General features: G+C 34.5%; 15 protein-coding genes and 1 pseudogene. All 16 read left to right on the top strand.

The window, feature by feature from the left end; translation table 11 throughout:
• Positions 1-10: 10 nt before the first annotated feature.
• The 16 genes and pseudogenes from galU (at position 11) to ACNQGS_RS14390 (ending at position 17,718) form a co-directional block, all read left to right on the top strand.
• Positions 11-895 (top strand): UTP--glucose-1-phosphate uridylyltransferase GalU, encoded by an 885-nt coding sequence (gene galU, locus ACNQGS_RS14465; protein WP_491487926.1) that lies wholly within the window; start codon positions 11-13, stop codon positions 893-895.
• 222 nt (positions 896-1,117) lie between these two features.
• Positions 1,118-1,471 carry a type IV pilin protein gene (locus tag ACNQGS_RS14460; protein ID WP_491487925.1) on the top strand — a complete coding sequence of 118 codons (354 nt, stop codon included), beginning with the start codon at positions 1,118-1,120 and terminating at the stop codon, positions 1,469-1,471.
• A 459-nt stretch (positions 1,472-1,930) separates the two neighbouring features.
• Positions 1,931-3,157: a DegT/DnrJ/EryC1/StrS family aminotransferase gene (locus ACNQGS_RS14455; protein ID WP_491487924.1), complete on the top strand. Its 1,227-nt coding sequence runs from the start codon at positions 1,931-1,933 to the stop codon at positions 3,155-3,157.
• Entirely contained in the window at positions 3,150-3,773 is a 624-nt protein-coding gene (locus ACNQGS_RS14450) for a sugar transferase (protein WP_491487923.1), read from the top strand. The genes ACNQGS_RS14455 and ACNQGS_RS14450 overlap by 8 nt, the downstream gene beginning before the upstream one ends.
• A 19-nt stretch (positions 3,774-3,792) precedes the next feature.
• Complete coding sequence (locus ACNQGS_RS14445; RefSeq protein WP_491487922.1) at positions 3,793-4,866, top strand: hypothetical protein; 1,074 nt, start codon at positions 3,793-3,795, stop codon at positions 4,864-4,866.
• The gene (locus ACNQGS_RS14440; protein WP_491487921.1) at positions 4,863-6,044 is read left to right on the top strand and encodes an ATP-grasp domain-containing protein; all 1,182 of its coding nucleotides are present in this window, start codon (positions 4,863-4,865) and stop codon (positions 6,042-6,044) included. The genes ACNQGS_RS14445 and ACNQGS_RS14440 overlap by 4 nt, the downstream gene beginning before the upstream one ends.
• A gap of 12 nt (positions 6,045-6,056) precedes the next feature.
• Positions 6,057-7,160, top strand: a complete 1,104-nt coding sequence (locus ACNQGS_RS14435) for a glycosyltransferase family 4 protein (protein WP_491487920.1) — start codon at positions 6,057-6,059, stop codon at positions 7,158-7,160.
• Positions 7,161-7,172: 12 nt separating this feature from the next.
• Positions 7,173-8,300 carry a glycosyltransferase family 1 protein gene (locus ACNQGS_RS14430; protein ID WP_491487919.1) on the top strand — a complete coding sequence of 376 codons (1,128 nt, stop codon included), beginning with the start codon at positions 7,173-7,175 and terminating at the stop codon, positions 8,298-8,300.
• 10 nt (positions 8,301-8,310) lie between these two features.
• A complete protein-coding gene (locus ACNQGS_RS14425; protein ID WP_491487958.1) occupies positions 8,311-8,739 on the top strand; it encodes a serine O-acetyltransferase in 429 nt (142 codons plus the stop codon).
• Entirely contained in the window at positions 8,729-9,889 is a 1,161-nt protein-coding gene (locus ACNQGS_RS14420) for a glycosyltransferase (protein WP_491487957.1), read from the top strand. The genes ACNQGS_RS14425 and ACNQGS_RS14420 overlap by 11 nt, the downstream gene beginning before the upstream one ends.
• Before the next feature lie 6 nt (positions 9,890-9,895).
• On the top strand, positions 9,896-11,245 hold the full coding sequence (locus tag ACNQGS_RS14415) for an O-antigen polymerase (protein WP_491487918.1): 1,350 nt from the start codon (positions 9,896-9,898) through the stop codon (positions 11,243-11,245).
• Positions 11,242-12,777 (top strand): lipopolysaccharide biosynthesis protein, encoded by a 1,536-nt coding sequence (locus ACNQGS_RS14410; RefSeq protein ID WP_491487917.1) that lies wholly within the window; start codon positions 11,242-11,244, stop codon positions 12,775-12,777. The genes ACNQGS_RS14415 and ACNQGS_RS14410 overlap by 4 nt, the downstream gene beginning before the upstream one ends.
• Positions 12,774-14,156, top strand: coding sequence for a nucleotide sugar dehydrogenase (locus tag ACNQGS_RS14405; protein WP_491487916.1), 1,383 nt, complete (start codon positions 12,774-12,776; stop codon positions 14,154-14,156). The genes ACNQGS_RS14410 and ACNQGS_RS14405 overlap by 4 nt, the downstream gene beginning before the upstream one ends.
• A 2-nt stretch (positions 14,157-14,158) precedes the next feature.
• A complete protein-coding gene (locus ACNQGS_RS14400; RefSeq protein WP_491487915.1) occupies positions 14,159-15,136 on the top strand; it encodes an SDR family oxidoreductase in 978 nt (325 codons plus the stop codon).
• Positions 15,137-15,743: 607 nt separating this feature from the next.
• Positions 15,744-16,136 carry a transposase gene (locus ACNQGS_RS14395; RefSeq protein ID WP_491487914.1) on the top strand — a complete coding sequence of 131 codons (393 nt, stop codon included), beginning with the start codon at positions 15,744-15,746 and terminating at the stop codon, positions 16,134-16,136.
• A gap of 48 nt (positions 16,137-16,184) precedes the next feature.
• Positions 16,185-17,718 (top strand): annotated as a pseudogene (locus ACNQGS_RS14390) (YifB family Mg chelatase-like AAA ATPase).
• Positions 17,719-18,161 lie beyond the last annotated feature (443 nt).

Genomic DNA, 18,161 nt, shown 5'->3' with positions numbered 1-18,161 from the left:
ACTGAAAATAATGAAAAAGGTACGTAAAGCGATTATTCCAGCAGCAGGCTTAGGAACGCGTTTCCTGCCTGTTACGAAAGCAATGCCAAAAGAAATGCTGCCCATTGTTGATAAACCAACGATTCAATATATTGTAGAAGAAGCGGTAGCTTCTGGTATCGAAGATATTATTATTGTTACAGGTAAGGGAAAGCGGGCCATTGAAGACCATTTCGATTATGCTCCTGAACTCGAGCAAAACTTAATTGAAAAGGGAAAAACCGACTTACTCGACAAAGTCCGCTATGCCACAAATTTAGCTGATATACATTATATACGGCAGAAAGAGCCAAAAGGTTTAGGGCATGCGGTATGGTGTGCAAGAAATTTTATTGGGAACGAGCCGTTTGCGGTGTTGCTGGGTGATGATATTGTTCAGAGTGAAACGCCTTGCTTGAGACAGCTTATTGATATATATGAAGAAACTCAGTCATCAGTTATTGGGGTTCAGACGGTTCCGGATGATGAGACGCATCGATATGGGATTGTTGAACCTTCGGTTCAAGAAGGGAGAAAATATCAGGTTCATAACTTTGTTGAGAAACCGGCACCAGGAACGGCTCCTTCTAATTTAGCGATTATGGGTAGGTATATTCTTACGCCGGAAATCTTTATGTTCTTAGACCAGCAGGAAGCAGGGGCTGGAGGAGAAATTCAACTAACGGATGCCATTCAAAAATTGAATCAGATTCAACGGGTGTTTGCTTATGATTTTGAAGGGAAACGGTTTGATGTTGGGGAGAAGATTGGGTTTGTGAAGACGACGATTGAAATGGCGTTACAGGATGAAGAGTTAAGAGATGATTTGTATAGTCTTTTAGAGGAATTAACTCATAAAAGTAAGATAGTGCAGTAAGCAAGATCAGCTCCTATTCCGTTATGATGGTGGATGGGGGCTGAGTTAATGAAAGGAAGATAGAACTGTTGCTCTTCGAGCATATTGTTCTTGAGTGCTCTTCCCTCTAGTGGAGTGGAAAGATGTTGCTTTTTTGAGCTCTTTTTTATTAGAAAGTTTTATCATAATAAAGGCAATGGGATCTAGTACGGATGAAGTGATTATTAATGCTCAGGGGGGAAGATGAGTAGTTCGAAGGGTTTTACCTTAGTAGAAGTAATGGTCGTTGTGGCAATTTTGGGGATTCTCGCAGGAATTGCACTTCTTTCTATGCAAGAGGTTATGGAAAAATCAAGGCGGGATGTGTGTAATGTTAACTCTAATGAATTAGAAAGAATGTATGAATCTGAGCTTGCGATTCGTGGGATTGAACATTCAAATGCAGTCTTTGGTCAATATTTGCGAGACTATGGTCAGGAGATTTGTCCTGAGGAAGGGATTATTCGTTATCAGGATGGGGAAGTTCAGTGCAGTTTGCATCCAAAGGTGAAACAAGATGAACAACCTGATCAGGATAGTGGTGTTCCGTATTTGTAGAAGAGTATGCTGCTTTTTTGATTTTTGTGGGTGTTTTAAACCTGGTTGGTTAGCCCTTGGTGATTAAGGTAACTTCTTTTTACACACCGCTTGACATAAGTACTGATTGCTAACCAACTATTTTCTTTTGTTTGAATGGTGGTGGGGAACTGAGTATCGTAGTTAGATTAAGTGCTAGAAACCTTGCGGGATAAGGGTTTGAGGCGTTCTTAGTGAGATTTAGAGATTGATTGAATGGTTTATATAATAGGAAGAAACTCGGATTGGACAGTTAGATAAGAGAATATCTATTTCGTATTCGCTAAGCAGATTGAATAGATATTACGAGGTGGCTATTAGAAGTGGATAAGATTTAGTGGCTTAGTAGTTGGTTAGAGGTAGGTCTTCTAATTAAGTCCTAATCTACTAAAATCCTTTTTAATGATTTAAACAAAATCTAAATAAAGTGAGGAAAATAAAATGATTGATACTGAGTTAAGAAACATTCCATTTTCTCCGCCGGATATTACAGATGCGGAGATTGAAGAAGTAATAAAAGCTATGAAGTCTGGCTGGATTACAACTGGACCTAGAACTAAAGAGTTGGAACAAAGAATTGCTGAATATATAGGAGTAAATAAAGCTGTCTGCTTAAATTCTGCAACTGCAGCTATGGAGCTAACCCTTCGTATTTTAGGTGTTGGACCTGGCGATGAAGTCATTACCTCAGCATACACCTATACTGCATCTGCCTCAGTCATAGATCATGTTGGGGCGAAAATAGTTTTAGTTGATACAGCGCCAGACTCTTTTGAAATGGATTACTCTAAATTAGCGGATGCGATAACAGAAAAGACTAAAGCGATCATACCTGTAGACATCGCAGGAAAGATGTGCGACTACGATACTATATTTGAAATAGTAGAAAGTAAAAAGAATCTGTTCAAGCCAAACAATGAACTTCAGTGGTTATTTAATAGAGTAATTGTTATGACAGATGCTGCTCATGCTTTTGGAGCAGAGAGAGAAGGAATGAAATGTGGGCAAGTTGCGGATTTTACTTGTTTCTCTTTCCATGCTGTAAAGAATTTTACAACGGCTGAAGGTGGAGCAGTTGTATGGCGCAATGATCAAGGTTTAGACGATGAATGGCTTTATAAGCAGTTTATGCTGTATAGCCTTCATGGTCAGTCTAAAGATGCACTTGCTAAAACACAAAAAGGTGCATGGGAATATGATATTGTCTATCCAGCCTATAAGTGCAATATGACCGATATTATGGCCAGTATTGGATTAATCCAGTTAGATAGATATGAAGGTCTACTAGTAAGACGCAGAGAGATTATTGAGATGTATGATAGAGCGCTTCTACCATCAGGCATTCAAAGCTTGCAACATTACGGTGAAGATTTTACTTCTTCAGGCCATCTTTATTTAGTGAGATTACCTGAAATCAGTGAAGAAAAGAGAAATGAAGTTATTATTAAAATGGCTGACGCTGGAGTTGCTTGTAACGTCCACTATAAGCCGCTACCTATGTTTACGGCTTATAAGAATTTAGGATTTAATATTAAGGATTATCCAAATGCTTATAAGCAGTATGTAAATGAAATTACATTACCTTTGCATACTTTGTTGAGTGATGAAGATGTTGAGTATGTGGTTAGGAATTTTATAGTTTCGACTAGGGGGGGTATACATGTATAAAGTTATAATTAAGCGTGGTATAGATATATGCATCGCTCTTATTGGCCTGCCTATACTCTTCCTAATATTGATATTTGTAGCACCTTTTATTTATTTTACAGATAAAGGTCCTATCTTTTACAATGCTAAGCGAATTGGAAAAGATAGTAGGTTATTTAAAATGTATAAATTCCGTTCCATGAAGGTTAATGCACCAGATATAAGACTGGATGATGGTTCTACTTTTAATGGGGAAGATGATCCAAGGGTTACTAAAATAGGGAAGTTCTTAAGAAAAACGTCACTAGATGAGGCACCACAAATTCTAAATATACTAAAAGGGGATATGAGTTTAATAGGTCCTAGGCCAGATCCACCTGATTGGCTCGATAGATATCCTGATGAGGTCCGAGTATTCCTAACCGTTAGACCGGGAATTACTGGTTATAGCCAAGCCTATTTTAGAAACTCCGTTGATGGTGAGACAAAAATGAAAAACGATGTATATTATGCAGTGAATTGTTCCCCATTATTAGACGTTAAGATATTCTTTAAGACTGTAGCTGTTGTACTTAGAAGAGAGAACACATATAAAGATACTTCAATAAACGAAATAACTGTTGATAAAAGAAATTGAGGAAAAGGGGAGAATTTCGGTGCATGAACTAGTTCGGGAATACGGGAGTGAGTTCGACTGGGATTCAAATAATTATTTTATAAATACTAGTAACCAACAATCTTATTTCAATAATATAGATGGTTACCGTAGTGGTAGAGATGTTTTAAAAGCAATAGCTTTTAAGTATAAAGAAAACTATAAACGGGTTATGCTCCCAGCTCTTTGTTGTGAATCCATGGTCAAACCATTTGAAATGTTTGGATATCAGATTGACTTTTTTAAGCTGAATTCAGATATGTCAGCTGACTTTGAAGATGCGAAGGAAAAAATAAAAGAAAATACAATTCTTGTTTTTATGGACTATTTTGGTATAGTCTCGTTTAGTGATTATACCCTAAATTATTTAAAGGAAAAGTTTGGACGAATATTATTCGTTGAAGATAGAACACATGATATTTTTATGAAGAGTAGGCGTAATTTTATACCCGATTATACAATTTGCAGCATACGTAAATGGTTAGCAATTCCAGATGGTGGCCTTTTATTTACTAGATTAAATGAAAAAAGGGTAGAAAAGGAAAATGACACATACTTTAGCGAAATTCGCACACTGGCTTTGAAAGAAAAAAGTGAATATCTCTTAACAGAAGATATTAAATTAAAAACGTCATACAGGGGAAAATTGGCTGAGGCGAATAACTATCTAGATAATGCGGAAAATATAGCTGATATTTCATTAGAATCTAGAAAACTACTGGAACGGATTGAATTTAAAAAAATTAATAGCATAAGAAAAGAAAATGCACAAGTTTTATCGGAACATATAAAAAAAATTAAAGGTGTAAAAAGCTTTCTATCTGATAGAGAGTTGGGAGGACTCTATTACCCGATAATTATTGAAAATAGGGATGGTATTCAAAAAGCTCTTGCAGAGAAAAAAGTATATTGTCCAGTTATTTGGCCAATACCTAAAAAGGCTCAAGGGCAATGTAAAGTGGCAGATTATATTGCTAACCATATGCTTGCTTTACCATGTGATCAACGTTATAGGAAATCTGATATGAGATATATCAGTGATAATTTAGAAAAAATAGTGGAGAGTTGCCTATGAAGAAGATTATGATTTTAGGAGCAAGTATTTTACAGACTCCAGCAATACTAAAAGCAAAAGAAATGGGACTGCAGGTTATAGCTGTCGATATGGATAAAAAAGCTATAGGTTTTAAGGATGCTGATGTAAGTCTTAAAATAAGTACATTAGATATTCCTAAGGTTATGGAAGCAGCAAAACAATATGATATCGATGGAATAATAACGTTAGCAAGTGATATGCCTATTAGAACTGTTGCAAAGGTAGCAAAAGAAATGGGACTTATAGGTATTTCTGAAGATGTGGCTTTTAATTCTACTGACAAATATAGAATGATAAAATGCTTTGAACAATTTAATATACCGATCCCATGGTTCCATAGGATTAGAACATTTGATGAATTTAAACAAACTGTTAATAATCTTGTTCCCCCATATATTATAAAGCCTACGGATAATAGTGGTAGTCGTGGGGTGGCTCTTGTCACCGAAAATTCAGATCCGTTTGATGCATATAATTATAGCAAAGCATCAGCACGCGCAGGAGAGGTCTTAATTGAAGAGTACATGCAAGGGCACGAAGTGTCTGTAGAATGTTTTGTATATGAAAAGGAAATTCACGTATTACAAGTTACAGATAAAATTACTACTGGCCCCCCTCATTTTGTAGAGATGGGGCATAGTCAACCTTCGTTACTACCAACTGAAATGCAAGAAAAGATAAAAAATGTCGCTAAATCTGCTTGTAAAGCAATAGGAATAAGCTATGGTCCTGCTCATGTTGAGATTATAGTTACAAAATCTGGACCTAAGATGATTGAGCTCGGTGCCAGAATGGGTGGGGATTGTATTACTAGTCACCTAGTGCCATTATCAACAGGGATTGATATGGTAGGTGCAACAATTGCTCAAGCTTGTGGAGAAAAGAGTGATTTAGCTCCTAAACACATAAAAGGAAGTGCAATACGATATATAAAGGCAAATAAAGGAAGAATTAAATCAATTACAGGAATTGATAAAGCTATGGCCATTTCAGGGGTTAAGGAAGTAATAATTACAAAATCTTTAGGTGAAAGTTTGTATGGAATTAACTCAAGCACAGACAGAGTAGGATATATAATCTCTCAAGCTGAGAATTCAGATAAAGCAATTGATATATGTAATAAGGCCCTAGAAGAAATAACGATTGAAGTAGATTAAGGGGAATAAATTATGAAAAAGAAAGTGCTAATTCTAACAAATTATATCTATGGTACACTGCGATTTCATAGTGAATTAATTTCTTCCTTATTAGAAGAACATGAAGTGCATATAAGTGCCCCGAAGCATGAATATAATGCCGTTGCAGAAAATATGGGATGTAATATTATTCCGACGGAAATTAACCGAAGGGGTACAAACCCTGTACAGGAGATAAAATTAATAAAAAATTATATTGATATCATAAAAGAGATAGAGCCAGACATTGTTTTGACTTATTCAATTAAATCTAACACGTATGGAAGTATAGCGTGTCGTTTAACATCAACCCCCTATATAAATAATATTAATGGATTAGGTAGTTCCTTTTTGGATAAAGGGTTAATAAAGAAAATTGTAATATTGCTCTATAAAATCGCTTTAAAAAAATCAAGTTGTGTTTTCTTTCAAAATACGTATGGGCTTGAACTATTTAATTCTCTAAAAATCCTGAAAACTAAATATCGTATGGTTCCTGGATCAGGTGTAAATCTACAAAAGTTTCCCTATACTGATTATCAAGATGAAAAAAGTGGAATTAAATTCAACTTTATCGGACGTGTCATGCGAGATAAAGGTATTGAAGAGTATTTAAAAGCAGCTGAATATATAAAAAGTAAATATTCAAATACAGAATTTAGAATTATTGGTTTTATAGAAGAAAGTGAAATAAAGTACAAAGAGATTATTAAAGATTATGAGAAGAAGAGTATTATAAAATATCTAGGTCATAGAACGGACATAGAAAAAATAATAAAGGAATCTCATTGTTTAATCCATCCCTCATATTCAGAAGGAATGGCAAATGTAATCCTTGAAACTGCAGCAATAGGTAGGGCAATTATTGCTTCCAATATTCCAGGATGCCGAGAAGCTGTAGATGAAAATAAAACTGGTTACCTTTTTGAATCGAAAAATGTTTCAAAGCTAACGGAAAAAATAGAGATGTTTCTTAGCTTAAGTGCTACTGAAAGAAAGCAGTTGGGTGTGAATGGGCATAGAAAAATGTCTAACGAATTCGATCGAAATATTGTTGTAGATGCATATTTAGAAGAAATAAAAAGAGTAATATATTAGGAGAGATTATAGTTGAATAAACCTATCCGAGTACTTCAGGTTTTTTCTGGTATGAATCGTGGTGGAGCAGAAACTATGCTCATGAATATATACCGTCATATTGATAGATCTAAAGTGCAATTTGACTTTGTTGTTCATACAAATGATAAGTGTGATTATGATGATGAAATAGAAGCACTAGGTGGTAAGATATACCATATTCCCAGATTTACCGCTAAAACTGCTCTTCATTATTCTAGAATATGGAGAGATTTTTTTGATTCTCATCGAGAATATAAAATTGTACATTCTCATATAAGAAGTACTGCATCTATTATAGTGAAACAGGCTAAGAAATATAATCTTAGTACAATAGTGCATAGTCATAACACTTCTTCCGGAAAAGGTGTAAGTGCAATTATAAAGAATATTTTACAGATCCCAATTAGATGGCAATCAGATTTCTTATTTGCTTGCTCTGATGATGCTGGAAAGTGGCTATTTGGAAAAAATAGTTTAAAAAATGATAACTACTATCTAGTGAAGAATTCTATTGATGCTGGTTCCTATAGATATGATTCTACAAAGAGGACGGCCATTAGGAATGAAATTGGTGTAGAGGGAAAATGGGTACTTGGACATGTAGGGCGTTTTGTAAACCAGAAGAATCACGAATTTTTAATTGACATTTTTTGCGATTTTCATAAAATCGAACCCAATTCAGTTTTGTTGCTTATTGGTAGAGGAGAATTAGAGGGAAAAATCAAGAGTAAAGTTAGTGATTTAAACCTTGATGGTGCAGTAATATTTATGGGTGTTCGGTCTGATATTACAGACCTAATGCTAGCAATGGATGTCTTTGTATTTCCCTCTTTATTTGAAGGATTAGGTATTGTTGCAATTGAAGCACAAGCATCAGGTCTAAAAACTATTGTCTCAGATACAATCCCTAAAGAAGCTAAAGTAACTGAATTGATTGATTTTGTTTCATTAGAAAAATCTGCAGAACAGTGGGCAAATATAATAGTAAATAATTTGAAATATAATAGAGTAGATAAAACTAGCGAACTAAAAGCATCTGGGTATGATATTAAGCAAAATATACAATGGCTACAAGATTTTTATCTCAAGGTGGGGGAAAATAATGGGATTCTCCTCTAGAGTGACAAGAATGATATTTATTTGTAAGTGGCTTAAAAGACATAGGGTACCATTATTACCAAAAATGATAAAAGTAATTATGCGAATAATGTTCTCCTGTGATATTCCAATTGAAGCGGATATACATCACACAGTTCATTTTCCACACAATGCATTAGGTGTAGTGATTCATCGTGGTTGTCTAATTGGGGAAAGCTCTGTTGTGTATCAAAATGTTACATTAGGTGTTAATCTTAATGAGGATTATGATAATATGGCTCCTAAAATAGGCAAAAATGTAATTATTTGCGCTGGGGCAAAAGTTATAGGCAATATAACGATTGAGGATAATTGTATAATTGGAAGTGGTGCTGTAGTTACAAAAAATATCCCTGCTAACAGTGTAGTGGGAGGAGTTCCTGCAAAGGTTATAAAAAAAATTGAAAGGAGTGACAATTAAATTGCAACTTGTTTATGTCCTTGATCACGGTTATTCAAATATAAACGGATACCCGCACACCACTCATGGTAACAAAGCAATGTTAGATCGACTACTAAAGAATTTCGATGAAATTATTATTTTATGCCGAGATAGAAGCTCGTCACTATTAAGTGAATATAAAAAAATTGATAATTCTAATGTCAAGGTAATTGAACTTAAAGATTTTAAATCAATTTCTGAATATATTAAAACATCTTCATATAATAGAAACATCTTAAAAAAATATACTGCATCTGCAGATGTTGTCTTTGGATTGGGGTTTAATGGAAGCTTGGCGATTAAACTGGCTAAAAAGAAGGGGAAGACTTGTGTAGGGTATATTGGGGGATGTGGCTTATTAAGTTATAAAAATACTAATAATATAAAAGAAAAAATAAAGTCAATTATATTTTATTTTAAGCAGAGATCTCTTGCAAAAAAGGCAGATTTTATGCAATATGTGGCACAGTATCTTCATAGAACATATCCAACGCATGGAAGGTCTTTTTTTGCATCTTCAATTAAAATTCCTTTCCCAGATAGGGATACAAAGCAAAACAGATATAAAAAAGAATATTCTTCTGATACTCCAATCAAAATAGGTTTAATTGGATATACTCATACACCTATAAAAGGAATTGATACAGCGATTCGTGCACTATCCAAATTGGAGAATAGATATACTCTCCAGATTGTTGGGCGTGGTGACCATGTGTGGTTAGATAACTTAGCAAAAGAATTTGGTGTATCAGAAAGGGTTGAATTTCTTGGTACTATGCCAGGAGGACAGGCCATTTGGAATTGGCTAGATACTGTTGATATATATATTCAGCCAAGTATTAGTGAGGGTATGCCCCGAGCAACAATAGAGGCAATGTTCAGAGGTTGTCCAGTTATTTCTACAAATGTAGGTGGACTATGTGATATCGTTCCTAGAGAATGGAGAATTGCTCCAGGGGATCATGAGGAGCTCGCACAATTAATCAGAAAAATGGCTTCAAATTATGAAACTCTACATGAAGGTATGTTAAAAAGCTTTAAAACTGCAGAACAATTCTCAGAAAATATATTAGGGGAAAAATATGATGATTTTTGGAGGAGTGTTATTCAAGCTCAAGGATGTGATTAAATAAATATGCTTATACAGGGAAATAGTTTAGTAAGCAATGGAAAAGCTAATATTGATAGGAAATTAAAAATGTTATTTGTATTTGCTTCAATAATAGCACTCTCTCTTTTTCAGTTAATTAATGATAATATACTGTGGAGTATTTATTGTTTTATTTTAATTTGGTTTATTAGTTTAACCTCGATAAAGTTTGATGTACTTCACCCATATGTTTGGTTTATACCGATTTTTACAATTTACTCTATTGGATATCCACTCTATTTAATGGTCAATGATAGTCTTACATTTTTTGATATCCGGGTCTTACAATTAGAATGGTTAGCCTTATGCGTATTTATCCTTGTTGTTGGAAATAAGCAAATTAAATACGACTTTAAAAATCATGTTTTTAATGAGAATTCTATAATTCTAAAATTACTACTCTTTGCATGTGCGATTATGTCGTTAATATATATAATATTGGTGATACAAAGCGGAGTAACGTCTAAAATGGGGGTTGTTTCATCTTCAAACCCCTTAATACTTTTGGGAAATATGTTTGTTAACTTTACTCCAGTACCATTAAGTTATATTATTTTAAATCCCAAGGTTAACAACAAAAATAAGATACTTTTATACTTACTTTTCTTATTATTACAATTACTAAATTTTGCAGTTAATGGTCAAAGAGCTATAATAATAAGCTTTTTATTTTTTGGAGTAATGATTTACAATCTAACAATAAGAAAAATTAATAGAAAAACTTTTTTAATGCTTCTTACTGTAGGGATATTGCTAATTACTATTTTAGCAGACTTTAAAATGGTTTTAATGAGAGGTTACCCAGTATCCTCTAATGATACCGAATTTATAAATAAATTACTTTCTAGTGAGTTTCAAACTAGTTCTCAGAATCTTAATTATTTACTAAGCGTTAAGGATACTTGGGATTATAAATACGGTTCCACACTAATTTATGATATATTAGCGCCGATTGATTTTTTATTACCTGTAGATATAAATAGATTTAGTGCAATTAATTGGTATCAAAGCACCTATTTTGCTCAATCAAATTCTGGACAAGCTTTCACTCTAGTAGGCGAAGGATATATTAATTTTGGAGTTCTTGGTGTAGTAATTTGGTATATTTTAATCGGGTTGCTTGTAAAAGTAATATATTATAAAAGCAGTAATAGTAGAAATTGGTTAATCCTATATTTGTTGTTAATTATTCAAATCATGTATTCAAATCGTGCCGATCTTGCAAATATATTTAGTCCTTTGGTGAAGTATGGTTTATTACCTCTGTGGTTATTTTCTCTTACCCTTAGACAAAAAAAAGCAATATTAAATCATAAAAGGAAAGAAAGAAAGTGAGAACTAAGAATTCAATACTTAACGCTATTGCAGCTTTTTCAGGACAATGTCTCTCAATTATTATAGGATTAATATCTCGAACAGTATTAATAAGTACCCTTGGTGTAACAATTCTTGGTTTAAATGGTTTGTTTACAAATATTATTTCCATGCTTTCCCTAGCAGAATTAGGTATTGGAACAGCAATCGCTTACAACCTCTATAAACCTATAGCAGACAATAATATAAAAGAAGTTAATATGTTATTGAGATTCTATGCGATGATTTATAGAACTATTGGAGTTTTTATATTTTTTATTGGAATAGTAATACTGCCATTTTTAAAGTATTTTACAGAAGGAGTAAGTGAATCTTATGCAATAACAATATTTCTATTATTTGTAATAAATGCAACCATCTCATATTTTTTTTCATATAAGAGAACAATTATATTTGTAAATCAAAAGAATTATATAATAACTTCTGTACACTATTTATTGTTTATAATTTTGAATATAATTCAAATAGTATTACTTATATTATATAAAAACTTTGTATTATATTTATTATTACAAATCTGTTTTACATTATTAGAGAATATATTAATTACGTTAATTGCTAATAAATTATATCCATATATAAAAGTAAAATCACCTTATAAACTGGAAAAGGAAAGAGTCAAAAAACTATTTTTAGATGTAAAAGCTGCATTTTTATTTAAATTCGGAAGGTTATTGATATCGAATGGAGATTTATTAGTTATCTCCACTTTTTTGGGTCTGGCAGCAACTGGTATATATTCAAACTACATCCTATTAATAGGTTCAGTCACAAGTATTCTTACTCAAATATTTAATGCTGTTGCAGCAAGTATAGGCAACTTAAGTGTATTATCAGATAAGAGTAAAAAAAATTCAGTCTTTTTAAAACTTGTTCTATTAAACTCTTGGTTTATAAGTTTAAGTACTGTTTGTATCTTAGTATTAATAAATCCATTTATAAGATTATGGATAGGGGAAAAATTCCTATTAGATACAAATGCTATTATATTATTTTCGCTAGTTTTTTTCCTAAATGGAACACGGCTAATATTAAATACGTTTAGAGATTCTATGGGGCTTTTTCGATATTTAAGATATAGACCAGTATTTGAGGCAATATTAAATATAATACTCTCAATAATTTTGGTTGATTATTTGGGCATAACAGGTGTTTTATTGGGAACGGCTATTAGTTCTTTTGTATTTCTATGGTTTGAGCCCCAAATTATGTATAAGCATATTCTAAACGCTTCAATAAAGGAGTATATAGTTAGGTTTATTTTAACAATCACTTGTACTACCATTTCATCAATCCTATGCTACTTTATAAGTTTGTCTTTTAACTACTCGATATTGGATTTCATATATAGAATTCTATTATGTTTAATAGTACCAAATCTAGTGTTTTTCCTAATTTTTAGGAATATTAAAGAATTCAGTTCTTTAGTAACGATAATTGTAAATGTGTTCGGAAAATTTAAAATTATGATTAAGGAGAGTTTTCATTTATGAATCTATATGAAAAGATTTTAAATAAAGAAGAAAAAATCTCACTTGTGGGATTAGGTTATGTTGGTATGCCAATTGCAGTTGCTTTTGCGAAAAAAATAGATGTGATTGGATTTGATGTTAATAAGGAAAAAATTGAACTATATAAGAATGGTGTTGATCCTACAAAAGAAGTTGGGAATGACATAATCAAAAATACTACTGTTGATTTTACCTCAGATGAAACAAGACTCAGAGAAGCAAAATTTCATATTGTAGCCGTTCCAACGCCTGTAAAAGATGACCATACACCTGATTTAACACCGGTTGAATCTGCTAGCCGTACTTTAGGTAGGAATCTAACCAAAGGTTCGATAGTTGTCTTTGAGTCTACTGTATATCCAGGTGTAACCGAAGATATTTGTGTTCCAATTTTAGAAAAAGAATCAGGGTTAAAATGTGGTGTTGACTTTAAGGTTGGTTATTCACCAGAAAGAATTAACCCTGGTGATAAAGTTCATAGGTTAGAAACGATTGTAAAAGTTGTGTCAGGACAAGATGAAGAAACCTTAGATATTGTAGCAAAAGTATATGAATTAGTTGTTGAAGCTGGTGTTCATAAAGCCGCGAGTATTAAAGTGGCTGAAGCTGCAAAGGTCATTGAGAATTCACAACGTGATATCAATATTGCCTTTATGAATGAGTTATCCATAATATTTAATAAAATGGGAATTGATACAAAAGCGGTTCTTGAGGCAGCAGGGACTAAGTGGAACTTCCTTAATTTTTCTCCTGGGCTAGTTGGTGGTCACTGTATAGGGGTTGACCCATACTACCTAACGTATAAGGCAGAGCAAATGGGTTACCATTCTCAAATCATTCTTTCAGGTAGAAAAATAAATGATGATATGGGTAAATACGTTGCTGAAAGTACAGTAAAGAAAATGATTAAAGCGAATAAACAAATAAACGGTGCGAAAGTAGCAATATTTGGCGTTACGTTTAAGGAGAACTGTCCGGATGTTCGAAATACAAAAGTAGTTGACGTAATCAAAGAATTAGAAGAGTATGGAGTAGACGTTAAAGTTGTAGATCCACAAGCAGACAGAGAAGATCTATGGCGTGAATATAGAATTAATCTTTGTGAAGTAGAAGATATAAAAGAAATGGATGCAGTAATCTTTGCAGTTCCACACGATGAATTTAAATCTATTCAGTTAGAAGATGTAAAAAAGATGTTTGGAACAACTGGCTATGTCAACTTAGAAGTTATGAATGAAGTAGCTGCAACATCTGAGTTTGATATAGATATTGATAGCAAGAATTGTGTATTGGTGGACCTCAAAGGAATGTTTAATAGAAAAGATGCAGAGGATACTGGATTTGTATATTGGAGGTTATAAAAATGGGGTATGAAAATATAAAGTTTCCAGAGGGTAGTAAATTTTTGGTTACTGGCTCAGCGGGTTTTATTGGCTCTAATTTAGTAGAAGCCATACTTAAATTAGGCTATAAAGTTAGAGGGCTTGATAATTTTTCAACTGGAAAAAAAGAGAATGTAGAAGAGTTTTTAGACAATCCTAATTACGAATTTATTGAAGGAGATATTCGTGATCTTGAAACATGTGTAAAAGCTTGTGAGGGAATCGATTATGTATTAAATCAAGCTGCATGGGGGAGCGTTCCAAGAAGTATTGAGATGCCTTTGTTTTATGAAGAGGTAAATATAAAAGGTACTTTAAATATGATGGAAGCAGCAAGGCAAAATAATGTAAAGAAATTTGTCTATGCTTCTAGTTCATCAGTGTATGGTGACGAGCCAAATCTTCCAAAAAAAGAGGGAAGAGAAGGTAATGTATTATCACCTTATGCACTTACCAAAAAAGTAGATGAGGAATATGGAAAACTCTATACACAACTGTATGGTCTTGATACTTATGGTATGCGTTATTTTAATGTATTTGGTAGAAGACAAGATCCTAATGGTGCCTATGCAGCTGTAATTCCAAAGTTCATTAAACAGTTACTTAATGATGAGCAACCAACTATTAATGGTGATGGAAAGCAGAGTAGGGATTTTACCTACATCGAGAATGTAATTGAGGCCAACTTGAAAGCTTGTAATGCATCCCATGAAGCAGCGGGACAGGCCTATAATATAGCTTATGGTGGAAGAGAGTTTTTGATTGATATCTATACCCATTTATTAAATGCCTTAAAAAAAGATATTCAACCAATTTTTGGACCTGATCGCAAAGGAGATATTAAGCATAGTAATGCTGATATCAGTAAAGCGAAAGAATTTCTGGGGTATAATCCCGATTGGAGTTTTGAGCGAGGGATTGGGGCAGCAATTGAGTGGTATAAGGAGAATTTAAAGTAAACTTTTTTCTACGTTTATTGATTAATTGGATTAATTCTAAGAAGAGTTTCTTATTACGCTGATACTTCAAAAGAAAAGCGAGGGCTAGTGGGGTCAGTCCCCCACTCAGCTAAAGTTTAAAGCGTTAAAGTGTGAGGGTTATGCATAGGGCATGGCCCTATTTTTTTGTTCGTGAAATTGTCAAATTTGGTGGTCAGATTAAGAAGGGGATTGGAGGATTTTGTTGAAATATGTATTTTGTTAATTTTGAAAATCGGGTCAGACCCCCACTCAGCTAAAGTTTAAAGCGTTAAAGTATTAGGGTTATGCATAGGGCATGGCCCTATTTTTGTTCGTGAAATTGTCAAATTTGGCGGTCAGATTGGGGAGGGGATTGGGGGATTTTGTTGAATTATGTATTTTGTCAATTTATATTACAAGAAAGAGGTGTGATGTCAGTTGTCGAGAGATCACCGAATTTGGTTTCCCGGAGCCAGGTATCATATTACAAACCGGGGAAATCGGAGGGCTTCTATTTTTTATGATGATTTTGACCGTGAGGAGTACTTAAAGATTTTTAGAAGAATCCCGCAAATATTTTCCTTTTCATCTCCACGCCTACTGTCTTATGACCAATCACATTCATCTTCAAATCGAAACGATTAACCATCATCCCAAAGATTTTATGAAAATGCTAAATTCCCGCTATGCTATGTATTTTAATAAACGTCATCATCTGGTTGGCCATGTTTTTCAGGGGAGGTATGGTGCGGAATTGATTGATACTGCAGAATATTTACTTGAAGTTAGCAGATATATTCATTTGAATCCTGTCGAAGCAAACATGGTCAAGTTCCCTGATGATTACCGCTGGAGCAGCTATAATGCTTATGTTACGGAAATCGAAGATCCTCACGTTACCACCACGAAAATACTATCACATTTTTCGAATCCGCAGAAAGAGCACTACCGCCGTTTTGTTGAAGGAGCGCATCCTTTCTTCCAAACTAAATCCCAGTAAACATGAGTTATCTATAGGAAATCAAATAAAGCAGGGAGTTAATCTTTTATGACAGTAAAAGCATATAGTATTGGATTAAAGGGTCTTGAAGGATATCTGGTGCAAGCAGAAGTAAGAATTAAGCCGGGGACGGAATCAATGGTAATTGTCGGGCTTCCGGATCAATCCGTAAAAGAGTCAAGGGAACGGGTCGTTGCCGCACTTGGCCATTTTGATGTAGATTTTGCGGACCAAAAGATTATCGTTAATCTTTCACCAGCTGAACAAAAGAAAAATGGTCCACTGTTTGATTTGGCAATCGCCATTGCTACTTTAAAAGAGCTAAATATGATAAAGGCGGCAATTCCGAAGGATGCAGGGTTTATTGGTGCCTTGTCCCTAGATGGAACGGTAGTAAAAGCAGAGGGCATGCTGCCGGCATTAATTTCTGCAAAAGGGCTCGGCCTGAAGAAAATTTATCTGCCATACGATCCGTCAATTCCGATTCAAATGTTAAAAGATTTGGACTGTATTGTTGTCCAGCATATCGAAGACGTGGTCCAGCACCTAGAAGGGCAAGAATTGCTACCGATTGTTCCCCATTTACCTTCAAATCATATACCGATTCTTTCTGATGTACAACAAAGGGATTTTCGCTACGTCATTGGTCATGAACAGGCGAAAAGGGCGCTTGAAATTGCTGCTGCTGGTGAACATAATGTGCTTATGAGCGGCCCTCCCGGTTGTGGGAAAAGCCTGCTTGCAGAAACCTTTCCTTCGATATTGCCAGCTTTGACAGACCAAGCCCAATTAGAAGTCATGAGTTTATATCAATTAGCAGGGGAAAGGATTGACACGAATCAACATCCACCCTATAGGCACCCGCACCACTCCGCATCCTCAGTTGCGATTATTGGCGGCGGCTCGACTCCAAGACCAGGGGAAATTTCACTTGCTCATAGAGGGGTATTGTTTCTTGATGAAATAGCGGAGTTCACAAAGAAGACGTTGGACATGCTTCGTCAGCCGCTTGAAACTGGCCATGTGACCATCAGCAGAGCACATTCGGGCGGTAACCTATCCATCTACTTTTATCCTTATTGGTGCGATGAACCCATGTCCATGTGGTTATCTTGGATCAAATAGCCACTATTGTACATGCTCCCCAAGGCAAATTCAAAGCTATCAAAACCGTTTATCAGGCCCGGTGAACGACCGAATTGATATCTTGTTATCATTAACATCCGTAAATCTTGATCAGCCAACCCAAATCCGAGAATCTTCTATTGAAATTAGGAAGCGCGTTGAAAAGGCTCGGCAATTGCAGTATCAACGTTACCAAAAGGAAATAACCAACGCCAAAGTGCCATTTGATGTCATCGCGGAAAAAAGTCCGTTAACCAATGAGCAGAGTAGGATGCTTACGAACATCACAGCTAAACAAAATTGGAGCAACCGAGTGCAAATCAAAATCATCCGGCTTGCAAGAACCATCTCGGATCTGGCTGGGGAAAACAACATTACCGACTCCGCCCTTTGGGAAGCCATGACACTAAGAAGATGGGGATATCATAAACAGCAAGCAGTTGCGAGGGAAACATAGAAAATATGCCTGGATTTTTCAAACTTTACTCATATTGTATTGTTTAGAGTCCCGAAAGGGACTCATCACGCTTATTATTGAAATTTATTACCAGCTGACCCATGTAACCCAGCACCACACTAATCAATGATTTCGATTTTAATCTTGAATCCTTCATATGCCATAAGGTACTCAAATCCCCCAGTTATAATTTCCATCTGCCATTTTTATTAAAGGAAGCTCCCTTGACATAGTTTTTGCCACTGATTGACAAAAAGTGTACCAAAGAGTGACAGGTTGTTTACCACTTCAAAAATTCTGGTGATAAAAGATAAAAAACATAGTTTTGAGAAACAAAAATATTATAGTTGTTTTACAAATTTGATTGATTTTCAATAAGAACAGTCTTCCGCAAACGGCCAGATTGTGGAAGAAAAGTTCAAGAAATTTATTGGTAATTCATT

It is taken from the genome of Neobacillus sp. PVCKKU3 (genome assembly GCF_058323225.1).
The sequence above is the reverse complement of the archived record's forward strand: the minus strand, read 5'-3'. Positions and strand labels throughout refer to the sequence as shown.